This window comes from Acinetobacter sp. YH12043, from assembly GCF_013419915.1.
GTDB lineage: Bacteria > Pseudomonadota > Gammaproteobacteria > Pseudomonadales > Moraxellaceae > Acinetobacter.
The window spans coordinates 99605-125491 of record NZ_VOZD01000006.1 but is presented as its reverse complement, the minus strand read 5'-3'; the positions used below and the strand labels follow the sequence as shown (position 1 = coordinate 125491).

The following is a 25887-nucleotide window of genomic DNA, read 5'->3' as shown; positions in this document are numbered from 1 at the left end:
CTTGCACTTGATGTCATTGGCTTTCAATCTTGATAGAAAATTCTAACGCTTAGAAATTCTCCGGATTCTCTAAGCGTTTCACTTCTTGTACTTTGTCAGGATGATGCACGGTTGCTACACCATCGGCATCTTTCTTATCAATCAGCATCTCAGGCTGGAAGATGGTGATGGTTTCATTTCCATTCGCATCCTCCCCCACAATATACTGAAAACCGCGACGATTCATCTTGTGGCACATCCGCTGATACCAGCCCTTAAAACCTTGAGTTTCTTCATTCGGGTTGTAATAGAAGGCATTCATTACGGCTGGCAAACCTAGGCCACAAACCACCCCAGAAAGAAGTACCACAATGAAGGTATATCCAATCAGAATACTGCTATATGCTTCCAGTTGTGGAATATTGGCAACCGCCAGAATCAGAGCTAAGGAAATTCCGCCACGTACACCACCCCAAGACAGAATGGTTAAACTGCCATTATAACTTTTCTTACGCATTCTAGGGAATAATGCAAAAGACAGATGGTTGGCCAGGAAGCGTGCCAAATGCAGAATTATGAAAGCGACAATCCCGCCTAGAACCAGACTGGTGCTTAGATCAATAATGAACAGTTCCAGACCGATCAAGGTGAACAGGAAGGAATTGATAATTCCCTCTACCGTATGCCAGAAATGGTTTACATCACCGATATCTGCATCAGCCAGAATTTCTTTCCATTTATTCCCGACAATCAAACCTCCAATTACACAGGCAATTGGTGCAGAAGCATGCGCCAATAAAGCAACCAGATATGAACCACAAGCCAACAGTGCAGTAGTTAATATCAGTGATTCCATTTCATGTTTACCGCGCAGAATACGTAAAATCGCCAGACCAAAACCGATCCCGATCAAGACTGCCACGACAATTTCATAAAGCAATGTTTGCAGGACGGCGAGTACGGTAAAGTTTTCACCTTGCAGTACATTCAGTAAAGTCATAAATAATGCAATACACATCGCATCATTAAACAGCGACTCACCTTCCAGTTTCACGATCAAATGATGGGGTGCGCGTACCGAACTGAGTACACCTTTAATCCCAATGGGATCCGTTGCTCCGAGCGCAGCACCGAGTAATAGCAGGACTAATATATCGACATGGTTGCCAATCAGAAACTGATAACCGTACAGCGCAATACCAAAGAAAACTGCACAGAAAACCAATGCCAGACTGGCCAGAATACCAATCGGCCGCCAGTGATTGCGTAAATCTGAAACCTTAAACTTCAATGCGGATGAAGTCAGAATGAAACAGATCACCCCATTAATCAGGAAGTCATAAAAATCGACATGGCGAACTGCTTTCTCAATGTTATCAATATTGATGCTAAAAAATGGATTACCCTGTAACAGGCTGGCACACCATTGCAGGATAAAGACAAAAATAGCGGAAACAATCGGCACACCAATGGCTTGAGGAAAACTTAGAACACGTTTGTTGAACATGGTAGTGGCAATTGACAGAGCAAAGACCACCGTCAACAGTTGTAAAAAAAAGAAACTTCCCATTAGGTTTCCTAAGATTTGGCAATTTGCAGCCGTGAGCTGAAAGATTTACTTGAAATATAAATTTAAAAAAACAGTATATTTTAGCGGATCAAGTTTAATCCCATTTTTTTTCAAATTAAGTTAAGTTTCTTTTCAATATTCACAACTGATGATTTAACATACAGCCTTAAAGCACTTTATTGCTCACTCCTCCTTTCTATTTAGAAATTTTCTTCCATGCATCAAACTGTCAAAACTATATTCCGTCTGTGTCTCGCTGCTGTCATTTTTCTGGTCACACTTTCCTTGATGTTCACCTGTGTTACCAAAATTCAGGAAATCCTGAAAGCAGACCAACATTATCAGCAGGCCGTGAACATTCCTTTAAAGAGCAGTGCCAAAGCGCAATATGTACTGGTGTCTAATAATCAACGTCCAGACAACGCGCTGTTTATCCTGATTGCCGGAAATGGTTATGTAGCGAAAATCAGCTGTGAGCATTATGCGGCCCTATGTACTGATGACTATAACCAGCCACATACCCGGCAGATTCAAAATGTTAATTTAGTAAAAGTGAGAAATTATTTTTATATTGAAAATATTCAGTTCCAAGATAGTCGAACTGGTCAGATCACTAAACTCAGCTATTCCAGAAATGAATTGAAGCAATTTTATAATAATGACATCAGCAATTTAAAATATATTCTCTTTGCGATTTCGCTATTTGCCCTGGCTGCCTTGTTTGTCAGTATCAAGATTTTGAAAAACTTCCGTCGTTTTCTGGAAAAATAACTATTCAATCATTAGGGGAACATTTGCTCCCCTTTTTTGATCTTTATTTCTAGATATTTTGATTAAAGGTATCGCAAGCAGACATTTGTCCCGATTTCAAACCGGTATTAAACCATTTTACCCGCTGTGCACTGGTACCATGCGTAAAGCTGTCCGGAACGACATGGCCTTGGGCCTTTTTCTGCAGATAGTCATCACCGATCTTGTGTGCCGCATCCATGGCTTCCTGTACATCACCCTGCTCCAGGAATTGCGTACGCTCATGGTTATGATAAGCCCATACCCCAGCCAGACAATCCGCCTGTAGTTCTTGACGTACAGAAAGCTGATTACCCTGCGCTTGAGTGGCTTGTTGACGTGCCTGCTGTACCTGTGAAGAAATACCTAAAATGGTCTGGATATGATGACCCACCTCATGTGCTACCACATAGGCTTGAGCAAAATCGCCTGCCTGATCATTGCGAGATAACTCGGTTGAGTTCTGTTCCCCGCTAATTCCCATCTGAGTACGCATATCTTTAAAGAATGCCGTATCAATATAAACTTTCTGGTCTGCCGGACAGTAAAAAGGTCCCATGGCCGATTGCGCTGTACCACAGCCAGAATTTACTACCCCACTAAATAGAACCAGTTTAGGCGGAGTATATTGCTGGTTCAGCTGCTGCTGAAATACTTGAGACCAGGTATCTTCTGTATCGGCAAGCACAGTTCCTACAAAATCGATTGCTTCTTGCTGCTCTGGCGTTGGATTTTCCAGACCTCGTGTTTCTGCACTAGAAACACCTTGCGTAACTTGCTTGGTGGTTTGATAGGCTTGCTGTGGATCAACGCCAAAAAACTTCCAGGCCACGAAAGCAATAATTAACCCGAGAATACTGATTCCACCGGCTTTGGCACCACCGCCACGACGGTCTTCTACATTGCTACTAACACGACGTCCTTTCCAGCGCATAGTGAGATTCCTTATAGTTTAAATTCAGCTTATTTTAACGGGCCTGATTTATACTTGCTTTGGTTTCGATCTGATTTTTTGAATAAAGCCAATCAAGATAAATACAATTAACCCTGCCACAAAACCAATCACCAGATTAATCAGTGTAGGCGTAACAGCCCCTACAATACTTCCTAGGCTAGGCATATGCTCTACATACTCAACCGAATCTTCAGTGAAATGATGAAACCATGGAATGGTATGAGCAATAATCCCGCCACCGACCAGGAACATTGCAATCGTACCTACAATCGTCAGGGTTTTCATCAATTTAGGAGCAAAAGCCAGCAATCCACGGCCTATACTTTGCTTGAAGCTGGATGCCTGTTTAGTCAGGTACAAACCTAGATCATCAATTTTAACAATCATGGCGACGAAGCCGTACACCCCGACTGTCATTAATATGGCAATTCCTGCCAGTACGATGACCTTGGTGGTAAAAGCTGCGGCTGCCACCGTGCCCAAAGAAATCACTACAATTTCCGCAGATAAAATAAAGTCAGTTCGGATCGCACCCTTAATTTTCTCTTTTTCAAATGTGGCTAAATCAGTTTCGATCGTAGTGAATTCAGCCTCAGCATCTTCTTCAGTCTTGGCTTTCTTATGCTTTAAGCTATGCAGGACTTTTTCTACGCCTTCATAACAGAGAAATAGACCACCAATCATTAGTAAAGGATTAATTAACCAGGGTGCAACCACACTAATAAGTAAAGCCAAAGGAACAAGAATCAGCTTATTAATAAAAGAACCTTTGGCTACTCCCCACACCACAGGAAGTTCACGTTCTGCCCGTACACCGCTGACTTGCTGGGCATTTAATGCCAAGTCATCCCCCAAGACACCTGCTGTCTTTTTTGCAGCCATCTTGCTCATCACGGCAACATCGTCTAAAACAGTCGCAATATCATCTAATAATATTAATAAGCTGCTCGCCATTCTTGTTATCCTTATTACCTTTAGACATATTTTAATGAAAATATTTAAAAAATATTGTATTCACTTGTTTAATTAATAGGATTTTTTTACTGCAGCTTTTTTTCTGGCTGACATTCAAAAACAGAATGCCGTACAATGTGGCCATTCGTTAAAATATAGATGTAGTACAGACTACTTTTTGGAATAGATAATGAGTAATCAAGATAATCGTCCAGTAATCTTGACTGGCGACCGTCCTACCGGACAGCTTCACCTTGGCCATTTTGTCGGTTCATTACGCTCTCGCGTAGGTTTACAAGATTCTCACCATCAACATTTGTTACTCGCTGATGCTCAAGCCTTGACAGATAATGCAGATAACTTTGAAAAAGTACGTCGCAATATCATTGAAGTAGCAACAGATTATCTGGCTGTCGGCATTGATCCAACTAAAACTACAATCTGTGTTCAGTCTTGCCTGCCAGCCTTAAACGAACTGACCATGCTCTATCTGAACTTTGTGACAGTTTCACGTCTAGAGCGCAACCCGACCATTAAATCAGAAATTCAGATGCGTGGTTTTGAGCGTGATATTCCTGCAGGTTTTTTATGCTATCCAGTGGCTCAAGCAGCAGATATCACAGCCTTTAAAGCAACTGTAGTTCCGGTGGGCGAAGACCAGATTCCAATGATCGAACAGACCAATGAAATCGTACGTCGCCTTAACCGTCAGATTGGCCGTGAATTACTGCCTGAATGTAAGGCGCTGCTTTCTAATGTGGGACGCTTACCAGGTTTTGACGGCAAAGCAAAAATGTCTAAATCTCTAGGCAATACCATTGTCCTAGATGCTTCTGATAAAGACATCAAAAAAGCTGTCAATGCGATGTATACCGATCCAAATCACCTGCGCATCGAAGATCCAGGCCAGGTTGAAGGCAATGTGGTATTTACTTACCTGGATGCTTTCGACACCAATAAAGAAGAACTGGAAGAACTGAAAGCGCATTATCGCCGTGGTGGTTTAGGTGATGGTACGGTGAAAAAGCGTCTGGAAAGCATTCTGAAAGAGCTGATCGGTCCAATTCGTGAACGTCGTATGGAACTGGCCAAAGATCCGGATTACATCATGGATATTTTGAAAACGGGTACAGATAAATGCCGTGATATTACACAGGCCACTTTAGATGAAGTGAAAACAGGCTTAGGCGTTTTCCATTTCTAAGCTAGACAATATTTACAAAGAAGCCCTTCATATGAGGGGCTTTTTTTATTTAAGTCCAAAATGCGCAAAAATAAGGCAAGTTTCCACACAGATTCTTCATAGTTTTAACCTTACTTAACATCTATTAACATGAATACTGATGAGTCACATGAGAATGAGTCCTACTATACTTACATACAGTAAGGAATCAAATTTAACTCTCTCCACAGTTAATCTTGATTTAGTTTTGAAAGAAACTTCCTTTTTCTACGCAATGACAACCCCAATCATTGCGTTTTTTTTGTCTGAAATTTTTGAAAATATAAAAAATCCTGCCAGATGAGCAGGATTTTGTTGTTGTATCTTGAATATTAATATCTAAACAAGCCTTTTTCTAATGGAATTTCAATTCCAATAGAGGCACCGCCATCCTGACCATTTACATCTGAGTCACTTATCCAGGCATTAATTTTAAGTGGCATTTCTGGACGAATATAATGCGACCAGGTGACATCTAGTGCTTTAATTTCATCATCAAAAGCAAAAGCAGCATTATTTAAACTTGCACGTTCAGACTGATTCACTTCAGCAAACAATACTCGCCCAGATAAACGGTTCATCGGATCAAAACGGATATCACCACCTACTGAAACCATCTGTGCATCGCCACCTAAAGCATGTGCCAGCGGATAACCGTGCTGATAAAAACCATCAGTGTAAATACTGTGATTATAAGAAACCCCACGCACCTTGCCGTTAGTCCGTGTATCTGCCCATTCTGTATACAGTTGATATGGCATATTTCTTACAATCGAAGAATAGTCTATACCCGCTAAATACATTTTTTTCGCAGGCAGACCACCTGCTTCATCTTCACCAACATATTGTCCATAGAAACCCATAGGTACCTGTGTCAAAGGAAACAGATTCAGGCGTGCATCCAGTCCAGCAAGTTGATTAGAAGGATTTCCCTTACCTGCACAACCATCTGCATCACATTCATTATCGTTTCCTTTAATAGCATCCCATAGTGAGCTTAAGCTTTCAGGACGGCCTTCCCCACCCCATTGAATCGCACGAGAAGCACCTAGCTCCAAGTAAGATAAAGGTTGTGCTGTTACACGAAGACCAATTAGTTTGGCATCTGGAACGGCAGTATAATCATCCAATTGTCCTGCAAAAGCCTGATATTGCCACGGTCCAATCCAGGACAGCCATTTAGTTTCAAAAGCTGTTTGTTCTGCACGTTGTGCCATAAATCCATATACTGGGCGGCTAGCATCGCCGCGAATCAAGCTGCCATCATGTCCCGGACCCCAATAGGTCGGAATTTGGCCGGCAATCAGCCATTGATTCCAGAGTTTCCCTGCTAGATAAGATCCTTCCAGATTTACATCCTGATCATTCTCAATTTGTCGATCTTTTTCGGCATTAACCCGGAGTTTGGCATCCCAGTTTTCGCCACCTGCATTAAACTCTAAAGCTGCCTGAAATTGTGCCTTTTGCTGATCGCCAAAGGCTTGAGGAATATCTTTTGGATCACTTTCCGCAAATAAGCCTACTTTGAGCTGCTGATTGTCTGCTGTTAATTTTGCCAGAACTGAATCACTAACACGTTGTTGTACTTTGTTACTCACTTGTGCATTGGATAGAGCACGTTGAATTTCATCACCACTGAGCGGCCAGGTCGAGGTACTGATCTAGATCACCCCTTGTTGGTTTAACCAGTTCAAGTCAGTACGAAGATTTGCATCATTCAGAACCAGCCCTTGAGCAAAAACAGGAAGCGAAAGTGTCGTAAGAAGTGCACTTAATAATGGTTTTTTTAGAAACATGGGATCAATATTCTCAAGTTTATTTTTGCCTAACCATAGATATTTCAAAAACAATATTCAATGGTGAAACTGTATCAGTATAATATGAAACCCTAGATTTAATTGACTTTCAAAATAATAAATCGCTTCGAGAAATGAGATAGAAATACAAAAATGAAATTACAAATGTAAAAAATAGAATTAAATAATGCTGGGTTTTAATTTTATTTAAAATAAATACTGAACACATAAAAAAGGCAGTTTTAAAAACTGCCTTTTTTCGAATAAGTCATTAGTGTTTATGACGCATATGCGGGAATAAGATTACATCACGGATACTTGGTGCATTCGCAAAGATCATCACCAGACGGTCAATACCGATCCCTTCACCTGCTGTAGGAGGCAGACCATATTCCAGAGCTTCAATGAAGTCAGCATCATAGTGCATTGCTTCATCATCACCCGCATCTTTCTCAGCAACCTGTGCCTGGAAGCGTTCAGCCTGATCAATCGGGTCATTTAATTCTGAGAAGCCATTTGCCAGTTCACGACCACCGATAAAGAATTCAAAACGGTCTGTAATATGTGGATTTTGATCATTACGGCGAGCTAGTGGAGAAGTTTCCGCTGGATATTCAGTCACGAATGTAGGCTGACGTAGTTGAGTTTCTACCGTTTCTTCAAATACGATGGTTTGCAGTTTACCCAGACCAAAACCTGGTTTTACCTGTTCTTTCAGTTCTTCCTGAATGAATTTCGCCAGGAACTCACGGTCATTGACATTTTCTGGAGTGAACTGTGGATTGTGCTCAAGAATGGCGTCAAACATTGAGATCTTTTTAAATGGTCCTTTGAAGCTAAAGACTTCATCGCCATAAGGCACATCAGTGGTACCCAGAATATCAATTGCCAGTTTTTCCAGCATTTGCTCTGTCAATTCCATCAGGTCTTTGTAATCTGCATACGCCTGGTAGAATTCGATCATAGTGAATTCAGGGTTATGACGAGTAGAAACACCTTCATTACGGAAGTTACGGTTAATTTCGAATACGCGCTCGAAACCACCCACAACCAGACGTTTCAAATAAAGCTCAGGTGCAATACGCAGGAACAACGGCATATCCAGTGCATTATGATGCGTTTCAAATGGACGCGCAGATGCTCCACCAGGAATTACGTGCATCATCGGGGTTTCAACTTCCATAAAACGTTTGTCGTTCAGGAAGCTACGAATACCGGCAACAACTTTGGCACGAACTTCAAAAGTTTTACGGGTTTCTTCATTTACGATCAGATCAAGATAACGCTTACGATACTTCACTTCAGTATCAGTCAAACCATGGAACTTGTCTGGAAGTGGACGTAATGATTTTGTCAGTAATTCAAAATGTTCGATATGAACATACAGGTCACCTTTACCAGAACGACCGATATAACCTTCAACTGCAATGATATCGCCCAGATCCAGGCCTTTGATCGTTGCAAGTACTTCTGGCTCAAGTTCTTTACGTGGAACATAAAGCTGAATACGACCGGTCATATCCTGAATCACGATGAATGAACCGCGGTTCAACATCACACGACCTGCTACTTTTACATGAACGTGTTCGCCAGCTTCAATTTCTTCTTTAGATTTATCAGCAAACTGGTCTTGTAAGTCTTGCGCATAATGTTCACGTTTAAATGTGTTTGGCCATGGGCTAACACCAGTTTCTTTTGCGTGGTCTTGAATCTGCTTTAACTTGGCATGACGCTGTGCAATTAAATCGTTTTCGGAAATGATTTGTTCAGAAGTCGATTGAGCGTTATTTTGCGTCATCTCTGCCTCGGATAAGATTAGTTAAAAAATAGAAGTTGCATAGAATAGCAGAAATCTGCATCAAATCGTAGCGTAAACACTTCCCTCACGTGGCTTTTCTTGAGAAAAATTTCTGGATATATGAAATTCTTAAAGGCAAATGATTTTCAGTTTCGAATTTTATGATTGGTTTTTTTAGAATATTGCCCAACTTTTGTTAGATGAAAGTCCAAGACCTCAATCCTCTGCACAAATTCTGCCTTTATATCCAGTATCAACTTAGACCAATAGCTAACTGCTTCCTCGAAATAGACGTTTTACAATAATGACCATATTAGAAGGTGGTGTTTTAACACCCTGACCACGACTTTGCCATGTCCGATAAAAATGAGTAAAAATATGTCTAAAATATTGTTTTTTCATGGCTTGGATTCGTCAAAACAGTCCACGAAATTTCATGCAATTGATGCAATGCATAAATATTGTATAGATGTGGATTATCGCAATCTGAGCTACCAGTCGGTAGCCGATTTCTACCACGAAATGGTTGAAACCATTAAACCGGATATTCTGGTCGGACACAGTCTGGGCGGTTATTGGGCGCTAAAAATGTCACAAGCTCATCAGATCCCTTGTGTGATCGCAAATCCTAGCTTGCAACCGAATTTCCGCGATGATTATCCTGCGATTTGTGACAGTGATTTGCAGCATGATATTCCGCAAATGGCCTACCTGGAATTAGGCGATGAAATTTTGGATATGCATGCGGCACAAGCTCAGCTTGAAGACTATATGCAAATTCATGCCATTGAAGGTGGCCACCATCGCCTTGAACACCCTGAGCAGATTAATGACCTGATTCAGGAAATTGAATATCATTTTATCCGGCAATAAAAAAGCCCCAATAGTTGGGGCTTTTTTGATCATCTAGACTTAAGCAACTGCAGCTTCAGGCTGAGATTTATCGTCAAGTACTGACCAGATGTCCAAGCCTAATTCACCGTGTAAATCTGGCAGATCAAGGAAGATGCTCGCACCTAGAACCTGATGCTGACATTTCTCAGCCAACTCATGTACTGCTTTCAGCGTACCGCCAGTTGCCAGGACATCATCCACAATAATCACTTTTTGTCCCTGAACTTCTGCAGACATTTCCAGACGGTCCAGGCCATATTCAAGGCTATAACCTACACCTACCACTGGAGGCGGCAATTTACCTGCTTTACGAACCAGCAATAAGCCTTTGCCCGTACGCTGCGCCAACAGGCTTGCCAGCACAAAACCACGTGCTTCCACTGCCACAAAGCTGTCTACTTCAGCAAGCTTTTCTTCAGGAATGCTGGCAATCAGAGCATCAGTTAATGGACCCAGATTATTCATGAATAATGGAGTCAAATCGAAGAAACAAATGCCTGGTTTTGGGAAATTCTGGACAGTACGAATGTGAGACCACAGAGAAGTAGACAAATTGCTCATGGGAGATCTTTAAACAAGGAAAGGAATAGGTGAATTTTAAACTAAATTAACAATGTGTAACAACAACGACTGTGCAACATTAAAGCAGAAAATAATACTAACCAGCTGATTTAAATATATAAATTTATTTTAAAAAATATTTAATAAAGACTTTGCTGAGTCTAAGTTAACTGATTTTAATCATTTTTTCTGCCCGACTTTGGTCTACAGCTTAATCTAAGTCAGAAACGTGTTTTATGAAACTAAAAATACAACTCTTTGCCTAACCTTAAATATATTTCTAGTAGTGAAATATCTAGGGACTGACCTTTCTGCTGTTAATTTCACTGATTAAACTTTTATTCGCTTTACTTTATGAATAGAACTGCGTAAAAATTTAGCCAAATATGTTTACTATTAAAAGTCATATTCTTTAGGGTCTTGCCATTTGTGGATTTTAAGCTGACAGCTACAGTTGGTCAGTTTTGGAGAGTTATATGAAAAAATATCAATGCATCGTTTGTGGATGGATTTATGACGAGGCAGAAGGTTGGCCTCAGGACGGAATCGTTCCTGGAACCAAATGGGAAGATATTCCTGATGACTGGACTTGTCCGGATTGTGGTGTTTCTAAAGTCGATTTTGAAATGATTGAAATCTAATCATGTTCTTTTAAAGACCATATTGAATGGTCTTTTTTATGTCCTTTATACCTGAAAAAAACTAATTTAAAAAAGCATGGAGAATCGTATGCATCCTATCGTCATCATTGGTTCGGGCATGGCGGGTTATGCTGTTGCCCGTGAGTTTCGCAAACTCAACCCAGACCATGAACTTGTCATGATTTGTGCTGATGATGCGACTAATTATGCGAAACCTACGCTTTCAAATGCTTTAGCAGGAAACAAAGCGCCAGAACACATCCCTTTGGGTGATGCAGAAAAAATGTCAGCGCAGCTGAAAATGCGCATCGAAAAAAACACTTGGGTCAAAGCGATTCATCCTGAACAACATCAGCTGACTTTAGAAAAAGACGGTCAGGAAAGCACACAGGATTATTCTAAACTGGTACTGGCTGTAGGTGCCAATCCAGTACGCCTAGCCATTGCCGGTGATGCCAGCGATGACATTCATATGGTCAATAACCTGACCGACTATAAAGCTTTCCGTCATAATCTGGCAGCCCGTGAAGATAAACGCGTAGTAATTTTAGGTGCAGGCTTGATCGGTTGTGAATTTGCCAATGACTTGCAGCATACCAATCATCAGGTCACCGTGATTGATCTGGCACCCCAGCCTTTAGGTCGCTTATTACCAGCTCATGTCGCAGATGCTTTTCAGCAAAATCTTGAAGAGACGGGCATTCATTTTGTACTGGGGACAACAGTCGAAAAAGTCTCTAAAGTTGAAAATGGTGATTATCTGGTCACACTTGCCAATGGCCAGTCGGTAGTGGCTGATGTGGTGCTCTCTGCTGTGGGCTTACAACCGAATATTTCTGTCGCAAAAGAAGCCGATATTCATACCAGTCGCGGGATTCTGACCAATACAAAACTAGAAACCAATCAACCGGACATTTATGCAGTAGGCGACTGTGCGGAAGTAAATGGAATGCTTTTGCCATATGTCATGCCAATCATGCAGCAGGCCCGCGCCCTGTCTAAAACATTGAATGGCGAACATACTGCAGTCCATTATCCAGCAATGCCTGTTGCGGTAAAAACGCCAGCTGCGCCATTGACTGTCCTTCCTGCTCCGGTTGATGTCGAAGTAACTTGGGAAAATGAAGAGTTTGATGACGGTATGCTGGCCAAAGCCTTTGATGCCAGCGGTACTTTGCGTGGATTTGTCCTGCTTGGTGCCACTGCTGCCAAACAACGCCTGGCATTGACCAAGCAGGTTCCTGACTTGATTCCAGCTACAGTTTAGATGTTTAATACAAAGGACATTTTTTAAGCGAAATGTCCTTTAATCAGGAAATACATCATGCACAGTGCCCTGCAGTTCAATCATTCTCCGTATACAGCTTTCATGCGTGAAACCAAGGCCGATCTTGGCAATGGCATCGAATTGCACGTGGAAGTCGGAGGAAATCCTGAACACCCGACCATTCTGCTGATTATGGGACTTGGGGCACAGATGCTATACTGGCCCGATTTCTTCTGTAAATCACTCATTGATCAGGGCTATCATCTGGTGCGTTTTGACAACCGAGATATTGGTTTATCTTCCAAGATTCACCATAAAGGGCCTCGCTTAAACACCTTAAAAATGATGAGCCGTTTTGTACTGGGTTTAGGCAATCAGGGCGCGCCTTATACGCTGTACGATATGGCAGATGATGTACATCTTCTGATTGAAAAAATGGGACTGGGTCAGGTCTATGTGCTCGGTGCCTCTATGGGCGGCATGATTGCCCAGATTCTGGCCGCACGTTATCCTGACAAAGTTAAAAAAATGGGCTTACTGTTTACCAGTAATAACCAGCCACTGTTACCCCCGCCTTTTCCAAAGCAACTCTTTAGTTTAATTGACAAACCCGCTTCCACAGATGAAGATGGCATTGTCGATCATAGCTTGAAGCTGTTTAATATTATTGGCTCACCGGGTTATGTGAATCATCTGGAAGCGATTCAGACCGCCCGTAAGTTATATAAGCGAAGTTACCATCCAGCGGGTGTACTTCAACAGTTTTTAGCAATATTATGTACGGGTTCATTGCTGCAACTGGACAAGCAAATCCAACAAGAGACCCTGGTGGTTCATGGTGCTCGTGACAGATTGCTGCCTCCTAGTCATGGTAAGGCTGTTGCAAAAGCAATTTCAGGGGCTAAATTTGAATTAATTGATGGAATGGGGCATGATATCCCTCCGCATTTTATTCCATATCTTAGCGAATTATTTGCTGATCATTTTAAATCATAAACATTAGGACACTATGGCTGCATTACCATCCCTAAGACAGCTGTCATACCTCGTAACACTGTCTGAGACGCTGCATTTTACAGAAGCTGCTCGCCGCTCATTTGTTACCCAGTCAACTTTGTCTGGCGGTATTATGGAGCTGGAGCGTTTACTCGGTGGCGTTCTTGTTGAACGCGATCGCCAGAATGTACGTTTAACGCCGCTTGGTGAACAAGTGGTTGCACGTGCCCGTGTTCTACTGGCTGATGCTCAGGACTTAATGCGTTTAAGTCGTGAAATGAGTGAACCATTAACCGGTGATCTGCATCTTGGCGTTATTCCAACCATTGCCCCTTTCATCCTGTCGCAATTTCTGGATGAAGTGCATCAGCAGCTACCGAAAATTCAGCTACATTTACATGAAGCTCAAAGTGAGAAAATTGTAGAGAAACTGGAGCATGGTAATCTGGATATGGTGGTGCTAGCGCTGCCTTTCGATACCCGTAGCCTGAAAGTTGCTGAAATTGCCAAAGAGAATCTGTATCTGGTACATCACAAATCTGACCAGAATGCGGCTCAAGCCAAGTCTCTGGAAGATCTGGATCTGTCTCGCCTGATGCTGTTGGAAGAAGGCCATTGCTTGCGTGATCATGCATTGAGTGCCTGCCCGATTGGTGAGCGTAAAAATGATCATCGCCTGAAAGCAAGTTCATTACCGACGTTGATCGAAATGGTGTCTGCTGATCTTGGTTTTACCCTGTTGCCAGAAATTGCACTGCATACCAATATGATCAAAGCCAATCCGGATCTGCGCATCAATCCAATCAATGCTGCACCAAGCCGTACTCTGGCGCTGGTCACTCGTAAGAGCACACCGCTACAAAGCGAATTCGATGTGTTATTACAAATTTTGCAAAAAATTACTGCTCACGATGCAGCTTAATTAAGCCCTAATAAAAAAGGAGCACTTAGATTGCTCCTTTTTTATTGCCTACGTCTTCTGATAAATTTAATTTTTATAAATTCAGTCAATTAAAATGATTCAAAACCAATTTTTAAACTTTAACTATTTATAATATATAAAAATTAAATCCCTATTTCTTGGGATTGGCATTGATAATAATTTAAGCCAAAATACATCTGTATATTAATTACTCTCAGGATAAGATTTCTTTGGCCTCATTTTTGCCTGCACCCGTATTATTGGTGCAACCTTATCCACCCCCGCTCTCTTCCAATCTTGATCTTGCATTGCTACAGCTCGGTTATCAACCGGATATGCTGTCCTATACCGATCATCTGTCTGCTCAATCCCATATTGAACAGTATCTTCCCAATCTCGTGTTATATGAGATTCATGAGAAAGCACAACTTAAGAATCTTAATATAATTCAAGCACGAATCCAGATTCCTCATCTGATTGCAGTTTTAGCTGATGATTCACCTGAAATGATTAATTTATTCTTGTCATCTGGCGTGGATCGATATCTGATTGCATCGCATCCTGTTTCAAAAATAGTAGCGAGCCTGAAAATTATCCTACGCGGTGGTTCCGATTTACATCCTGAATTAGCCCGTTATTTAGTGAGTCAGGAAACAAAAATACATTTTTTAAATCAGACTGAAGTACAGATTTTAAAGTATTTCAGCCAAGACCTGACTTTGGCCGAAATTCAAAACAGATTAAGTCTGCACGATTACCAGATTTATGCTGCTATTCGCAAAATCTATCAAAAACTCGCGAATCCATTTATCCATTCTCAAAATTAACAAAATATAAAAAAGGCTGAATTATCAGCCTTTTTAGTTTGCATAGAGTTATTTAAAGGTTTCTAACAAGGTACGCTGTGCATTATGCGGTTGTTCACCTTCTGCAACTTGGGCACGCACCCAGGTTCCATCTCCTTGTAACAACCAGGCCTGCTGATTGTCTTTCAGGTAATTTAATAAACCTTGCTGGTAAATGCGTTTCTTTAATGCTTCGTCTTCAATCGGGAAACAAGCTTCTACACGATTAAACAGGTTGCGGTCCATCCAGTCTGCGCTTGAGCAATAAATGCGGGAATTGCCATTATTGCTAAAATAAAACACGCGTGTATGTTCAAGGAAACGGCCGACGATTGAACGTACCCGAATATTCTCTGAAAGTCCCGGCAAGCCTGGACGTAGACAACAAATTGAACGGATAATCAGATCAATCTGTACACCTGCTTGAGAAGCTTCATAAAGTTTATTGATCAGTTGCAGCTCAGTTAAAGCATTGACCTTCACGATAATCTGGGCTTTCTTGCCCGCTTTGGCATTGGCAATTTCATTATCAATATAGTTGATGAGCTGGGCATGCAAGGTAAATGGTGCATGGAGCAGCTTTTTCAGCTTGGCCATTTTCCCCATTCCGGTCAATTCCTGGAAGATACGATGCACATCTTCACACAGATCTTTGTCCGTGGTTAACAAACCATAGTCGGTATAAATCCGTGCATTGCCCGCATGATAGTTCCCGGTACCCAGATGTACATAACGCACCAACTTGTTATTTTCTCGGCGTACAACGAGAATCATTTTGGCATGGGTTTTATAGCCAACAATGCCATAGACCACGACAGCACCCGCTTCTTGCAGCACATTGGCAACTGCAATATTAGATTCTTCATCAAAACGTGCACGCAGCTCGATGACTGCAGTCACTTCCTTACCGTTACGGGCCGCTTCTGCCAGCACCTGCACGATCTCGGAATCTGGACCACTACGATACAATGTCTGCTTGATTGCCAGTACCTGAGGGTCACGTGCCGCTTCACGTAACAGCGTAATCACTGGTGCAAAAGATTCAAATGGATGATGTAGCAAAATATCCTGCTTCTGCATGGCACTGAAAACATTTTCAGATTTCTTCAGTACTTTAGGCAGAATTGGCGTATGTGAATCATAACGTAGATGTGGACGTTTGAAGTTGGACAGTAACCGCGCCAGATTAACCGGTCCTGCCACTTTATAGAGCTGTTCTTCATCCAGATCAAATTCTTCCAGCAGATATTCATAAATATGCTGCGGACAATTTTCAGTCACTTCCAGACGGACTGCACGACCAAAACGGCGCGAACTTAGCTCGCCTTTTAAGGCTTTGGCTAGGTCTTCAACATCTTCATTTAAGGCCAGATCGGCATTCCGGGTAACACGGAACTGATAGCAGCCAGTCGCGGTCATGCCCGGGAACAGGTCAGACACATGTTCATGAATGATGGCGGATAACATCACATGATGTTCTTTACCATCAGTCAGTTCATCCGGTAAACGCACAACACGTGGCAATGAACGTGGCGCAGGAACAACCGCAAGATCAATCTGACGGCCAAAGGCATCTTTCCCTTCGAGCGTCACAATAAAATTCAGGGATTTATTCACCAGACGTGGGAATGGATGTGCCGGATCAAGGCTAATAGGCGTAAGAACTGGAGCAACCTGTTCCTGAAAATATTTTTTCACCCAGGCCGATTGTGCCGGTGTTAGCTCTCCACGGCGCAAGAAGCAGATATCTTCCTCACGCAGTTTAGGCAAAATCTCTTCATTTAAAATACGGTACTGACGTTCAATGGCGGCATGTGCAGTTTCGGCAATCTGCTCTAATACTTGTTTTGGCGTCAAACCATCTGGACTGCGGCTTTCATTGCCCAAATCCAGTTGTTCCATGACGCCAGCCACACGAATTTCAAAAAACTCATCCAGATTACGTGAAAAGATCAGTAGAAAATTCATGCGTTCCAGCAAAGGATGCAGAGGATCAACCGCCTGTTCCAGCACTCGCAAATGGAAATCCAGAATAGACAGTTCACGATTAATGTAACGATCATTATAAGTATATTCGGTTGGTGCCGAAGTCGTACTGGCTGCCGTATTCATATCAAACCTACGCTATTTTCAAGTCTTGCTTATTGCTTTTAGTATGCTTCAAATTAATGACATTTTCATAAAAAAAGCCCAAATATTTGGGCTTTATCTTGATATTTTTATTTAAGGGATTTCAGCATAGCGCATATAACGCTGAATCATACGTTTACGTGCTTTTAGGGCTGATGCATTACGATGATCTTCAAAATATTTTGGATTGGTGAGAATCGCTGCCAGGAAGATGGCCTGATCACGAGTCAGGCTCTCTGCAGTCTTACCAAAATAATGTTTGGCTGCCGCTTCTGCTCCATAGATATTGTCTCCAAACTCAATCGAATTTAAATACACTTCCAGAATACGCTCTTTAGACCACATGCGTTCCATCATCCAGGTCGCGACAGCTTCCTGACCTTTACGCAGGAATGAACGCTTGTTGACGAGGAACAGGTTTTTAGCCAGCTGCTGGGAAATGGTTGACCCTCCTGCCACAACACGGCCTTCATTCTTGTTACGGCTGAGTGCAGTCTGAATACCATCCCAGTCAAAGCCATGATGGTGCATGAATTTTCCATCTTCTGCCGTCACTACCGCCTGCTTGAGATTGGTACTGATTTCATCATAAGGGCGCCACTGATGTTGAATGGGCTTGGAGGGTTCAGTCCAATAATCGATCCGCATCATCATGGTGGTATTCACTGGATTGGTTCGCCACCAGGCTAAACTTGCAAAAATCCACAGTTGAACAAGTAGAATCACACTGACAATCACGAGAAGGGTGCGGGTCAGAAAGGCTTTCATGTCAGTGCGTTACTCCTGAAAATTCAATTTTTCGTGTTAAGCTTATTCGAAATATACAATCACAGCAAAAAAATAGCATGCCTGAATATTCTCCCCCAACAACACATCGCAAACTGGAAATGCAGCTCTGGTGGATGACCGCACTCCTGATCTGTATCAATGTCGGCCTGTTTGGCTGGCAGGTTCTGAATGGAATGGACATCACACAGCCAAGTTCTCCAGATGCCATTCGCTGGGGAGCAGATTATGCACCTTTAACGTATTTAGCGGAACCCATACGCCTGTTTAGTAGCATGTTTTTTCATTTTGGCTTAATTCACCTGATGTTGAATATGTGGGCACTGTATATTTTTGGTAGTGTCGCTGAACAAATTTTTGGCCGGGTCTATTTTACAGGTCTTTATATTTGTGCCGGCCTGATGGGCAGTTTACTCAGTGGCTATATGAGTATCCAGGACAGTTATGCCTTAATCGAAGGCGGTGTAGCCAATCCTGGCTTATTGCCGGGTGTTAGTGCGGGTGCTTCGGGTGCAGTCATGGGTCTCGGTGCCTCCCTGACTGTTCTATCTTTACTGCCAATGTTGCCCCGTCAGCCTTTTATTCTGGATAAAAAGACACTGGTAATGATCATGGGTCTTAACCTGGCGATGGGCTTTATGATCAGCGGAATTAACAATGCCGCACATATTGGCGGCATGATCATGGGGGCCGGACTAACAGCGCTCTGGTATCTTGGTCAGAAAATGCAGCGTGGCCGTTTGGTCAGTCTGGTTGCCTTACTGCTCGGCGTCGCTGCCTGTATCGTGCTGTATCAATATAATCTGGCTTTGCTTGAACCGATCCGCCCACTCTGGCAAGAGATTTTACAAATGCTACAACAGCAGTTGGCCGATCAACCTGCGAAATGAATCTTATTGATTCATCTCACGCAGGCTTTGTAAAGGTGGAATCTCGGAAAGATAACTCAGACGATAACGCCCGATCAGGGTACATAATACAGTCATAAACACAGGCAGGATAATCCAGATTTCCCAATGAGGCTGGATGATCAGATCCATTTTGTAGCTGGCAATGGCGCTGATCACTTCCGCAAACAGACATGAAACAATCCCTGCGAATAGTCCGATAAAACCAATTTCCAGACTCATCATGGTTTTCAGCTTCTGTTTGGAACTACCAAAAGACCGGAGCAAAGCCACTTCACGTTTACGTTCATCCATGAGCAGGTTTAGACAGGCCATCAGTACCAGAAAACCGGATACACTGACCAGCACAGCCAGAATGGTAATGATCTGTACCAGCACATTCACAATTCGTTTGATTTCTTCCAGAATCAGGCTGACATCAATAAATACCGTATTCGAAAAACGCTGAACCAGATTCACCAGTTTATCTTTGTCTGTTTCCGGTACATAGAAGCTGCCCAGATAACTGCCCGCATTGGCATCCATAGTATTCGGTGCAAAGATAAAGAAGAAGTTTGGACTAAAACTCTCCCACTCTACCGTTCTGAGATTCACCACTTTGGCTTCGAGTATGCCTTCAGGCAGGCTAAAGCTGAGCTTATCTCCCAGTTTGATGCCCAGCTCTTGTGCAGTATTGGCTTCGACCGAAACCTCACCCAGCTGTTTCAATCCTGCCTCCCCCTGAACAATCACATTATCCTGAGGATAGCGATCCGACTGGGTCAGATTCAGTTCACGTCTTAAGGTATTACTCTTTTTGACCAGTTCAGCAGCAAAAGGATGATCATTTTTCGCTACCAGGCGCCCGCGAATATTGGGATAAAGCGGCGTGCTTTTCCAGCCATTCTGTTCTAACTGAGCTTTTAAGTCAGGCATATCAAAAGGCGGCAGACCATAGACAAACTGGTTGGGTGTCCCTTCCGGCAACTGTTGCTGCCATCGATCAAGTAAATCTGTACGCAGTACAGCCAGCACACTAATCAAACTGAGTCCTAAAGCTAAGGCAGTAATCTGTAAAGCGGTCTGATACGGTGTCCGTACATAGGCAGACAGATTGAATTTCAGATTACGCAGCAGTTTTAAAATACTCCAGACCGTAAAATACAGAACAGCACAAAGCAGAATAATGGCCCCAATCACCCAAGCTGTCAGCACGATATTTTCCGTTAAAATCACACTGAAAATAATCAGACTTAAGGTTCCGGTCAGTAACATCCACAACATCGAATGGACGGATTTTTCCTGCTGACGAATGACCCGAATCGGAGGAGTATTTAAGAGTTGAAACAGACTCGGCATGACAAAGCCCAGTAACACCACTGCACTGGTCAGCATGGCAATTGGCAAGGGCCCCAGCAGCATCGCCGTAGCAGAGAACTCAAGCTGCAAGTTTGGAATAAGCTGTAGCATGAGCTGCAGCAAGCCATAACCCAATGCAACACCTATCACGCTACCAATCAACATGGCGATTAAAAGCACTAAACCCAGCAAAGCCAGATAAGCGGCTAGAATCTGATTTTTGGTCGCGCCAATACAACGCATGAGGGCGATATGATCCTGGTTCTGCTGTACATAACGTTGTGCGGTTAAAGCAATGGCAATCCCGCATAATAAAATGGTGAGAATATTCGCCAGTTGCAGAAAAGTATCCAGATTGGCAATTGGTTTCATTAAACGGGTATTGCCTTCGCTGGCATTACGCAAGCGTAGACTGCCCTGCTGTTCCAGTTCTTGTCCCTCAACCTCAGCATCTGCTTCATCTGAAGTCCCATTTTCAGATTTTATCTTCTGCTTGAACCAGGTTTCATATTGCCGGGTATCGGCTGGATTGCCTGCCATTAATAAACGGTAATCAATCCGGCTACCGACCTGAATCGCATTGGTGCGCGCCACTTCTGACTGAGCAATAATCACAGTCGGCGAAAAGCCAGAAAAACCCAGCTCCTGATTAGAATCCTGCTCAATTTTTGCAGTAACCTTAAATTTGGCATCGGCGATATTCAGTTCATCACCCAGTTTGACCTTGAGTAGATCCATGGCCCGTGAACTCAGCCAGATTTCCCCCGCTTGGATTTTGTCTGCTGCAGGTTGAACCTGTAGCTCTCCTCGTAAAGGAAAAGCCTGATCAATAGCCTTAACATTGACCATGACAAACTGATCATTGGTATAAGCCATCGTACTGAAAAATGTGACTTCAGACTGCTGTAAATCGAGCTGCCTGGCCTGATCACGCCATTCCTGAGCTAGCGGCTCATTATCAGAAAGCACCAGATCCCCCGCCAGCATTTCAGCTGCCTGTAAAGCAACCGCGTTCTGAATCTGCTCATTACTGAACTTGAGTGCCGTTGTGGCACTAATGGCTAAGGTCAATGCGATGATTAGCAGATAAATCCCTGTCGTATTAAAACTTTGTCTGAGTAAAGGACGAAACAGATGCTGCATATCAGCCTCCACTCGCATGTTCAATCAGCTGACCATTGACCAGTTCAAAATGACGCTGGCATTGTTGGGCTAGATCAGGATCATGGGTAACCAGAACCAGCGTGGTGCCTAATTCGCGATTTAACTGAAAGAGCAGCTGTTCAATTTCCTGAGCGGTTTCCCCATCCAGATTACCTGTCGGTTCATCAGCAAAAATGATTTTGGGCTCACTGACCAGTGCGCGGGCAATGGCGACACGTTGCTGCTCCCCACCCGACAGTACTTTCGGTGTTTGCTGAGCTTGACGGTCTAATCCGACCTTTTGTAGCAATGCCAGCGCCTTTTGTTCGGCATGGCTATATTTAAAATATGGCTGTAAACGCAAAGGCAGCATGACATTTTCAAGTGCCGTAAGATGAGGCAAAAGTTGGAAAGACTGAAACACAAAGCCAATATTTTTTAGCCGGACTAAAGCGCGCTGTTCTTCATTCAAGCTCGATACCAGCTCCCCACAGACCTTTAACTGCCCGGCACTGGCCTGATCCAAAGTGGCCAAAATGCCCAGTAAAGTCGACTTTCCTGAACCGGAACGTCCGGTAATGGCGACCTGTTCTCCAGTCAAAATTTCCAGCGAAAGATCTTCAAAAATAGTCAGTTGTTTTTGTGAAAGTTGTATCTTTTGTGTCAATTTCTGGGCAGAAATAATCGCTTGTGGCATGATGGTCGAATCGTTGCTGCTTTGAATCATACGTGTCCTATATGAAAGATCTAAATCAGAAAAATCGTGTATTGCCTTGCCTGGTATTCTTTGGACTGTGCCTGATTCCTTTTAGTCTGTCGGCAAAGACCATTATGATTGTGGGTGACAGTATAAGTGCTGGTTATGGCATGCAACCACAGCAAGGTTGGGTACATTTATTACAAAAGCGTTTGGACCAACACTATCCGAAACAGCATAAAGTGGTCAATGCAAGTGTGAGCGGTGAAACCACCAGTGGTGCCCTGGCGAGATTACCAAAACTATTGCAGACTCACCGTCCAGATGTTGTGGTGATTGAGCTTGGCGGGAATGATGGCCTGCGTGGGCAGCCACCCCAAATGATTCAAAAAAATTTAGCAGCTCTGGTACAGCAGAGCCAGAAAGCCAAGGCGAATGTCATTGTTTTTGGAATGAAAATGCCACCAAATTATGGTCAGGCATATAGCAAGGCTTTTGAAAATAACTATAAGGTGGTCAGTCAGCAGTATAAGGTCAAATTACTACCCTTCTTTATGCAAGGTGTCGCTGGCAATAAAGGCCTAATGCAACAGGATCAGATTCACCCCAATGCCAAAGCCCAAACTATTTTATTAAATAATGCTTATCCTTATATTAAAGGCGCCCTCTAAGGCGCCTTTAACTGGATCAAATCTTAAAATTTTCTTAGAAGTCAAAGAAAGTTACTTCACCGGTTTCAAGTGAATATTCTGCACCAATCACCTGTAACTTACCTTTAGCAATCAGGCTTTCCAGAACTGCAGAACCATGACGTAATTGATTTACTGAAGCAAATACATTGGAACGGACTGCATGTTTAGACAGTTTATTCAGGTCATCTTTCAGTTCAGTCTGCATTAGAATTTCAACTGATGGGCGTACACGGTTCACGATCGACATCAGATTTGCAGATGGCGGCGTTGCTGGATTGGTTAATGCTTCAATTGTTGAATGAATAGCGCCACAATGTGTATGACCCAAGACAATTACAATCGGACAGCCAAAACTTTCTGCTGCGAATTCGACACTGCCGACTTGAGACGGTGCAACAATATTACCTGCTACCCGAATGACAAACAGATCACCTAACCCTTGGTCAAAGACCATTTCTGCGGGTACACGTGAATCTGAACATCCTAAAACAATAGCAAATGGTTCCTGACTTTCTGCCATTTCAGCACGTTGCTGATGCGATAATAATTTTAAATGCTGCGTTTCACCATTGACAAAGCGCTGGTTACCCTTTTTAAGACGATCTATAGCTTCCTGAGCTGTGAGCATTCTTTTTTACCATCGATGTTTTTAGTGGGAATATCTTACTGCTAGATTTTTTGAATGTCACTTGCAAAAAAAATTAGCTGTAAAATTTTTAGCGCTTTGATGATTTCTTGTTCTGATAATTTTTCTGTGAAGTTCATCACGTTTTTTGGACAGTTTTTCTGCTTCAGCTAATAATTAACAGATGTACAATATTAAGGAATGCTTTAAAATAAGTGAAAGATTACGATTTGATTCATCTATAAATTGCAAATCGATAACACGGAAGTATTTTGAGCGTTTTTGCTCAGTTTTTTCAGGGGACAGTGCTAATGAAGAAAATAATAAAATTGCGCTCAAAAATTATCTATTCCACTTTAGTCGCTCTGGGTCTTAGTCTATCTAGCCTGAGCCATAGCCAATATCTGTTTACGCCGCCGAAAGCCAAGTCTGCCGAAGTTTTACAGCTGTATCTGAGCCAGCAACGCATCCAGGCGGGTCTACAATCCAAAACCTTAAAAATCGGTGATGTGACTTGGAGTTATAGCGAAGGCGGTGCAAAAAACAAACCCTCGATTATCCTCATTCATGGTCTGGCAGGCACACGCGACAACTGGAATCGTGTCGCCCAGTTTTTGACACCTTATTATCATGTCATCATTCCGGATTTGCCGAGCAATGGCGATACCCGGGTTCCAGCAGATTTTGATTTGTCTGTACCCAATGTCACTTCGCAATTACGTACTTTTGTCGAAACCTTGAAGATTGAAAAAAATCTGCATGTCGCTGGCCATTCTCTAGGCGGTTCAATTGCGACAGTTTATGCATCCCAATACCCTTTCGATACCCAAAGCCTGTTTCTAGTAAATAGTGCCGGCATCTATAAAATGGGCAATACGCCTTATACCAAAGACCCACATGCGCTCAAAGATCTGATTGTCAGTAAACCGGGCGATCTGGAAGATGTCTCCAAACAGCTGATGCAGAATCCGCCAGCATTGCCTTACCAGCTTAGACATGCACAAGAAAAATTGCTGATTGCCCGTTCTGAGCAAACTAGCAAATCGATTGATCAAGTAGTAATGCTTAACCGGCTGTATACTCCTGATACCTTTGCCCGTCTGACCCGTACAGTGGAAGCCCCGACTTTAATTTTATGGGGAAAACAGGACCGGATTATTAATGTCGAAGTGGTAAAAGAGCTTTATTCTCTGCTGAAACGTGCTGAAACTCCGGTGATTTTAAATAATGTTGGTCATATGCCGATTCTGGAAGCAGAAAAACAGGTTGCCCAACATTATTTGCCTTTCCTGGCCAAGACTCAGACCCTAAAAAATCCACTAGCTGATAAACTCATTCCTTTCAATTAAGTTTCAGAGAAGTTATGCAGAAACACCCGATGATTGAGCAGTTGATTGATGCTCAACTTGATTTTCTTAATCAGGTATTTTCTCAATCTGAAACCATTCAAAGCGAGTTTCATGAGTTTTATCTCTGGTTGCGCAAGCAGTCGCTTAAAGATCTGTGGAGCTGTGAACTGATCAATCAGCTACTACAAAAGCAGATTCTGGATACTGCTGCCAGTTCTTTTCTGATTGAGCAGATTGCCGAACATATCCGGTTCGCATTGGTTCATCCAGCCAATGATACAACCAAAATTGCAGATGTCATTCCGGTACTGACCATTGATAAAATTGCACAATATGTGGCCAGCAAAAGTGGTCATCGTCAGCGCCTAATCAAAGCGGTGGTGAATAACCCTGCTTTCTCGGCCATGATTACGCAACTGATCCAGCATTCGATTCAGGATTATCTGGATAATTCTGTGATTGCCAAGAGTGTGCCGGGTGTTTCCCGTTTTATGAAAATGGGCAAATCTGTTCTAAAAAATGTCACGGATTCCAGTCTGGACAACACGGTCTCCCGTTATCTGCAAAAAAATATTTTAAAACTCAGCCAGATGAGTGAGCATGTCCTGAACCAGCACTTTGATGATGACAAGCTGTACCATTTTCAGGCCAATCTTTGGCATAAGATCAAAGACATGCCGCTTTCCGTACTCAAGAACTATATTGAAACCCAGGATCTGAACCAGACGGTGAGTTTAGGGCACGAGATCTGGGATCATATGCGCCAGACAGAATATATGCAGCAGCAACTGCATGACGGGATTTATACCTGGTATGTACGCAATCAGGAACATACCTTTGACCAGTTATTGCGTGATCTAAATATTGATGAAGCATTGATTCAACATGAATTGAATGAATTGCTGACACCGATTATTCAGCAGATGATTCATCAGGGCTATTTGCGTGAACGTGCCCGTGCCTATCTGGAAAAATTCTATTATGCTGAAAATACCTTAAAAATTTTAAAGGTTGCAGAATAAAAAAAGCC

22 protein-coding genes and 1 pseudogene are annotated in these 25887 nt (G+C 42.7%); 12 read left to right on the top strand and 11 right to left on the bottom strand.

The genetic code is table 11. The features are described from left to right. Positions 1-49: 49 nt before the first annotated feature. On the bottom strand, positions 50-1549 hold the full coding sequence (locus FTU01_RS05055; RefSeq protein WP_004782994.1) for a sodium:proton antiporter: 1500 nt from the start codon (positions 1547-1549) through the stop codon (positions 50-52). Positions 1550-1765: 216 nt separating this feature from the next. Here FTU01_RS05055 and FTU01_RS05050 point away from each other — a divergent pair, with 216 nt between their 5' ends. Beyond that, on the top strand, positions 1766-2320 hold the full coding sequence (locus FTU01_RS05050; protein WP_180138399.1) for a hypothetical protein: 555 nt from the start codon (positions 1766-1768) through the stop codon (positions 2318-2320). Between the two features lie 49 nt (positions 2321-2369). On the opposite strand, the gene FTU01_RS05045 is transcribed toward FTU01_RS05050, so the two are convergent. Continuing rightward, positions 2370-3272, bottom strand: a complete 903-nt coding sequence (locus tag FTU01_RS05045; RefSeq protein ID WP_179992117.1) for a neutral zinc metallopeptidase — start codon at positions 3270-3272, stop codon at positions 2370-2372. A 48-nt stretch (positions 3273-3320) separates the two neighbouring features. Beyond that, entirely contained in the window at positions 3321-4247 is a 927-nt protein-coding gene (locus FTU01_RS05040; protein ID WP_180053110.1) for a DUF808 domain-containing protein, read from the bottom strand. Between the two features lie 190 nt (positions 4248-4437). Between FTU01_RS05040 and trpS the strand changes: the two genes are divergently transcribed. After that, positions 4438-5451 carry a tryptophan--tRNA ligase gene (trpS, locus tag FTU01_RS05035; RefSeq protein ID WP_180048185.1) on the top strand — a complete coding sequence of 338 codons (1014 nt, stop codon included), beginning with the start codon at positions 4438-4440 and terminating at the stop codon, positions 5449-5451. 350 nt (positions 5452-5801) lie between these two features. On the opposite strand, the pseudogene FTU01_RS05030 reads toward trpS, so the two are convergent. Both FTU01_RS05030 and lysS read right to left on the bottom strand, forming a co-directional pair. Continuing rightward, positions 5802-7265, bottom strand: a pseudogene (locus FTU01_RS05030) (capsule assembly Wzi family protein). Between the two features lie 271 nt (positions 7266-7536). Beyond that, positions 7537-9063 carry a lysine--tRNA ligase gene (lysS, locus tag FTU01_RS05025; RefSeq protein ID WP_034704199.1) on the bottom strand — a complete coding sequence of 509 codons (1527 nt, stop codon included), beginning with the start codon at positions 9061-9063 and terminating at the stop codon, positions 7537-7539. Between the two features lie 378 nt (positions 9064-9441). Between lysS and FTU01_RS05020 the strand changes: the two genes are divergently transcribed. After that, complete coding sequence (locus FTU01_RS05020; RefSeq protein WP_034704192.1) at positions 9442-9936, top strand: YqiA/YcfP family alpha/beta fold hydrolase; 495 nt, start codon at positions 9442-9444, stop codon at positions 9934-9936. 39 nt (positions 9937-9975) lie between these two features. On the opposite strand, the gene FTU01_RS05015 is transcribed toward FTU01_RS05020, so the two are convergent. Then, complete coding sequence (locus FTU01_RS05015) at positions 9976-10518, bottom strand: adenine phosphoribosyltransferase (RefSeq protein ID WP_004783009.1); 543 nt, start codon at positions 10516-10518, stop codon at positions 9976-9978. A gap of 476 nt (positions 10519-10994) precedes the next feature. Between FTU01_RS05015 and rubA the strand changes: the two genes are divergently transcribed. The 5 genes from rubA (at position 10995) to FTU01_RS04990 (ending at position 15171) form a co-directional block, all read left to right on the top strand. Continuing rightward, a complete protein-coding gene (gene rubA, locus FTU01_RS05010; protein WP_004783011.1) occupies positions 10995-11159 on the top strand; it encodes a rubredoxin RubA in 165 nt (54 codons plus the stop codon). 88 nt (positions 11160-11247) lie between these two features. After that, positions 11248-12426, top strand: a complete 1179-nt coding sequence (gene rubB / locus FTU01_RS05005; RefSeq protein WP_180138397.1) for a rubredoxin reductase RubB — start codon at positions 11248-11250, stop codon at positions 12424-12426. A 57-nt stretch (positions 12427-12483) separates the two neighbouring features. Beyond that, entirely contained in the window at positions 12484-13422 is a 939-nt protein-coding gene (gene estB, locus FTU01_RS05000) for an esterase EstB (protein ID WP_218945715.1), read from the top strand. 13 nt (positions 13423-13435) lie between these two features. Further along, positions 13436-14344 (top strand): LysR family transcriptional regulator OxyR, encoded by a 909-nt coding sequence (gene oxyR, locus FTU01_RS04995; RefSeq protein ID WP_005234587.1) that lies wholly within the window; start codon positions 13436-13438, stop codon positions 14342-14344. Between the two features lie 230 nt (positions 14345-14574). Continuing rightward, entirely contained in the window at positions 14575-15171 is a 597-nt protein-coding gene (locus FTU01_RS04990) for a DNA-binding response regulator (protein ID WP_159122824.1), read from the top strand. Between the two features lie 48 nt (positions 15172-15219). Here the strand turns inward: FTU01_RS04990 and ppk1 are convergent, their stop codons facing one another. Together ppk1 and mtgA are read right to left on the bottom strand one after the other, a co-directional pair. Next, positions 15220-17301, bottom strand: coding sequence for a polyphosphate kinase 1 (gene ppk1 / locus FTU01_RS04985; protein WP_034704182.1), 2082 nt, complete (start codon positions 17299-17301; stop codon positions 15220-15222). Between the two features lie 111 nt (positions 17302-17412). Further along, positions 17413-18087: a monofunctional biosynthetic peptidoglycan transglycosylase gene (gene mtgA, locus FTU01_RS04980; RefSeq protein WP_179992120.1), complete on the bottom strand. Its 675-nt coding sequence runs from the start codon at positions 18085-18087 to the stop codon at positions 17413-17415. A gap of 77 nt (positions 18088-18164) precedes the next feature. Between mtgA and FTU01_RS04975 the strand changes: the two genes are divergently transcribed. After that, entirely contained in the window at positions 18165-18995 is an 831-nt protein-coding gene (locus FTU01_RS04975; RefSeq protein WP_180010748.1) for a rhomboid family intramembrane serine protease, read from the top strand. Between the two features lie 3 nt (positions 18996-18998). On the opposite strand, the gene FTU01_RS04970 is transcribed toward FTU01_RS04975, so the two are convergent. Both FTU01_RS04970 and FTU01_RS04965 read right to left on the bottom strand, forming a co-directional pair. Beyond that, positions 18999-21494 (bottom strand): ABC transporter permease, encoded by a 2496-nt coding sequence (locus FTU01_RS04970; RefSeq protein ID WP_180138395.1) that lies wholly within the window; start codon positions 21492-21494, stop codon positions 18999-19001. 1 nt (position 21495) lies between these two features. Next, positions 21496-22221 carry an ABC transporter ATP-binding protein gene (locus tag FTU01_RS04965; RefSeq protein ID WP_180138393.1) on the bottom strand — a complete coding sequence of 242 codons (726 nt, stop codon included), beginning with the start codon at positions 22219-22221 and terminating at the stop codon, positions 21496-21498. 11 nt (positions 22222-22232) lie between these two features. Here FTU01_RS04965 and FTU01_RS04960 point away from each other — a divergent pair, with 11 nt between their 5' ends. Beyond that, positions 22233-22862 (top strand): arylesterase, encoded by a 630-nt coding sequence (locus tag FTU01_RS04960; RefSeq protein ID WP_175967046.1) that lies wholly within the window; start codon positions 22233-22235, stop codon positions 22860-22862. A 34-nt stretch (positions 22863-22896) separates the two neighbouring features. Here FTU01_RS04960 and FTU01_RS04955 read toward each other — a convergent pair whose 3' ends face one another. Continuing rightward, positions 22897-23511, bottom strand: a complete 615-nt coding sequence (locus tag FTU01_RS04955) for a carbonic anhydrase (RefSeq protein WP_004783034.1) — start codon at positions 23509-23511, stop codon at positions 22897-22899. Between the two features lie 308 nt (positions 23512-23819). Here FTU01_RS04955 and FTU01_RS04950 point away from each other — a divergent pair, with 308 nt between their 5' ends. Both FTU01_RS04950 and FTU01_RS04945 read left to right on the top strand, forming a co-directional pair. Further along, on the top strand, positions 23820-24857 hold the full coding sequence (locus FTU01_RS04950; protein WP_166137040.1) for an alpha/beta fold hydrolase: 1038 nt from the start codon (positions 23820-23822) through the stop codon (positions 24855-24857). A gap of 14 nt (positions 24858-24871) precedes the next feature. Continuing rightward, positions 24872-25879 (top strand): hypothetical protein, encoded by a 1008-nt coding sequence (locus tag FTU01_RS04945; protein WP_180138391.1) that lies wholly within the window; start codon positions 24872-24874, stop codon positions 25877-25879. The last annotated feature ends 8 nt before the right edge of the window (positions 25880-25887 follow it).

Coding starts and splice junctions, on each gene's coding strand:
- FTU01_RS05055 (WP_004782994.1), bottom strand. CDS start 1,549: ATGGGAAGTTTCTTTTTTTTACAACTGTTGACGGTGGTCTTTGCTCTG.
- FTU01_RS05050 (WP_180138399.1), top strand. CDS start 1,766: ATGCATCAAACTGTCAAAACTATATTCCGTCTGTGTCTCGCTGCTGTC.
- FTU01_RS05045 (WP_179992117.1), bottom strand. CDS start 3,272: ATGCGCTGGAAAGGACGTCGTGTTAGTAGCAATGTAGAAGACCGTCGT.
- FTU01_RS05040 (WP_180053110.1), bottom strand. CDS start 4,247: ATGGCGAGCAGCTTATTAATATTATTAGATGATATTGCGACTGTTTTA.
- trpS (WP_180048185.1), top strand. CDS start 4,438: ATGAGTAATCAAGATAATCGTCCAGTAATCTTGACTGGCGACCGTCCT.
- lysS (WP_034704199.1), bottom strand. CDS start 9,063: ATGACGCAAAATAACGCTCAATCGACTTCTGAACAAATCATTTCCGAA.
- FTU01_RS05020 (WP_034704192.1), top strand. CDS start 9,442: ATGTCTAAAATATTGTTTTTTCATGGCTTGGATTCGTCAAAACAGTCC.
- FTU01_RS05015 (WP_004783009.1), bottom strand. CDS start 10,518: ATGAGCAATTTGTCTACTTCTCTGTGGTCTCACATTCGTACTGTCCAG.
- rubA (WP_004783011.1), top strand. CDS start 10,995: ATGAAAAAATATCAATGCATCGTTTGTGGATGGATTTATGACGAGGCA.
- rubB (WP_180138397.1), top strand. CDS start 11,248: ATGCATCCTATCGTCATCATTGGTTCGGGCATGGCGGGTTATGCTGTT.
- estB (WP_218945715.1), top strand. CDS start 12,484: ATGCACAGTGCCCTGCAGTTCAATCATTCTCCGTATACAGCTTTCATG.
- oxyR (WP_005234587.1), top strand. CDS start 13,436: ATGGCTGCATTACCATCCCTAAGACAGCTGTCATACCTCGTAACACTG.
- ppk1 (WP_034704182.1), bottom strand. CDS start 17,301: ATGAATACGGCAGCCAGTACGACTTCGGCACCAACCGAATATACTTAT.
- mtgA (WP_179992120.1), bottom strand. CDS start 18,087: ATGAAAGCCTTTCTGACCCGCACCCTTCTCGTGATTGTCAGTGTGATT.
- FTU01_RS04975 (WP_180010748.1), top strand. CDS start 18,165: ATGCCTGAATATTCTCCCCCAACAACACATCGCAAACTGGAAATGCAG.
- FTU01_RS04970 (WP_180138395.1), bottom strand. CDS start 21,494: ATGCAGCATCTGTTTCGTCCTTTACTCAGACAAAGTTTTAATACGACA.
- FTU01_RS04965 (WP_180138393.1), bottom strand. CDS start 22,221: ATGATTCAAAGCAGCAACGATTCGACCATCATGCCACAAGCGATTATT.
- FTU01_RS04960 (WP_175967046.1), top strand. CDS start 22,233: ATGAAAGATCTAAATCAGAAAAATCGTGTATTGCCTTGCCTGGTATTC.
- FTU01_RS04955 (WP_004783034.1), bottom strand. CDS start 23,511: ATGCTCACAGCTCAGGAAGCTATAGATCGTCTTAAAAAGGGTAACCAG.
- FTU01_RS04950 (WP_166137040.1), top strand. CDS start 23,820: ATGAAGAAAATAATAAAATTGCGCTCAAAAATTATCTATTCCACTTTA.
- FTU01_RS04945 (WP_180138391.1), top strand. CDS start 24,872: ATGCAGAAACACCCGATGATTGAGCAGTTGATTGATGCTCAACTTGAT.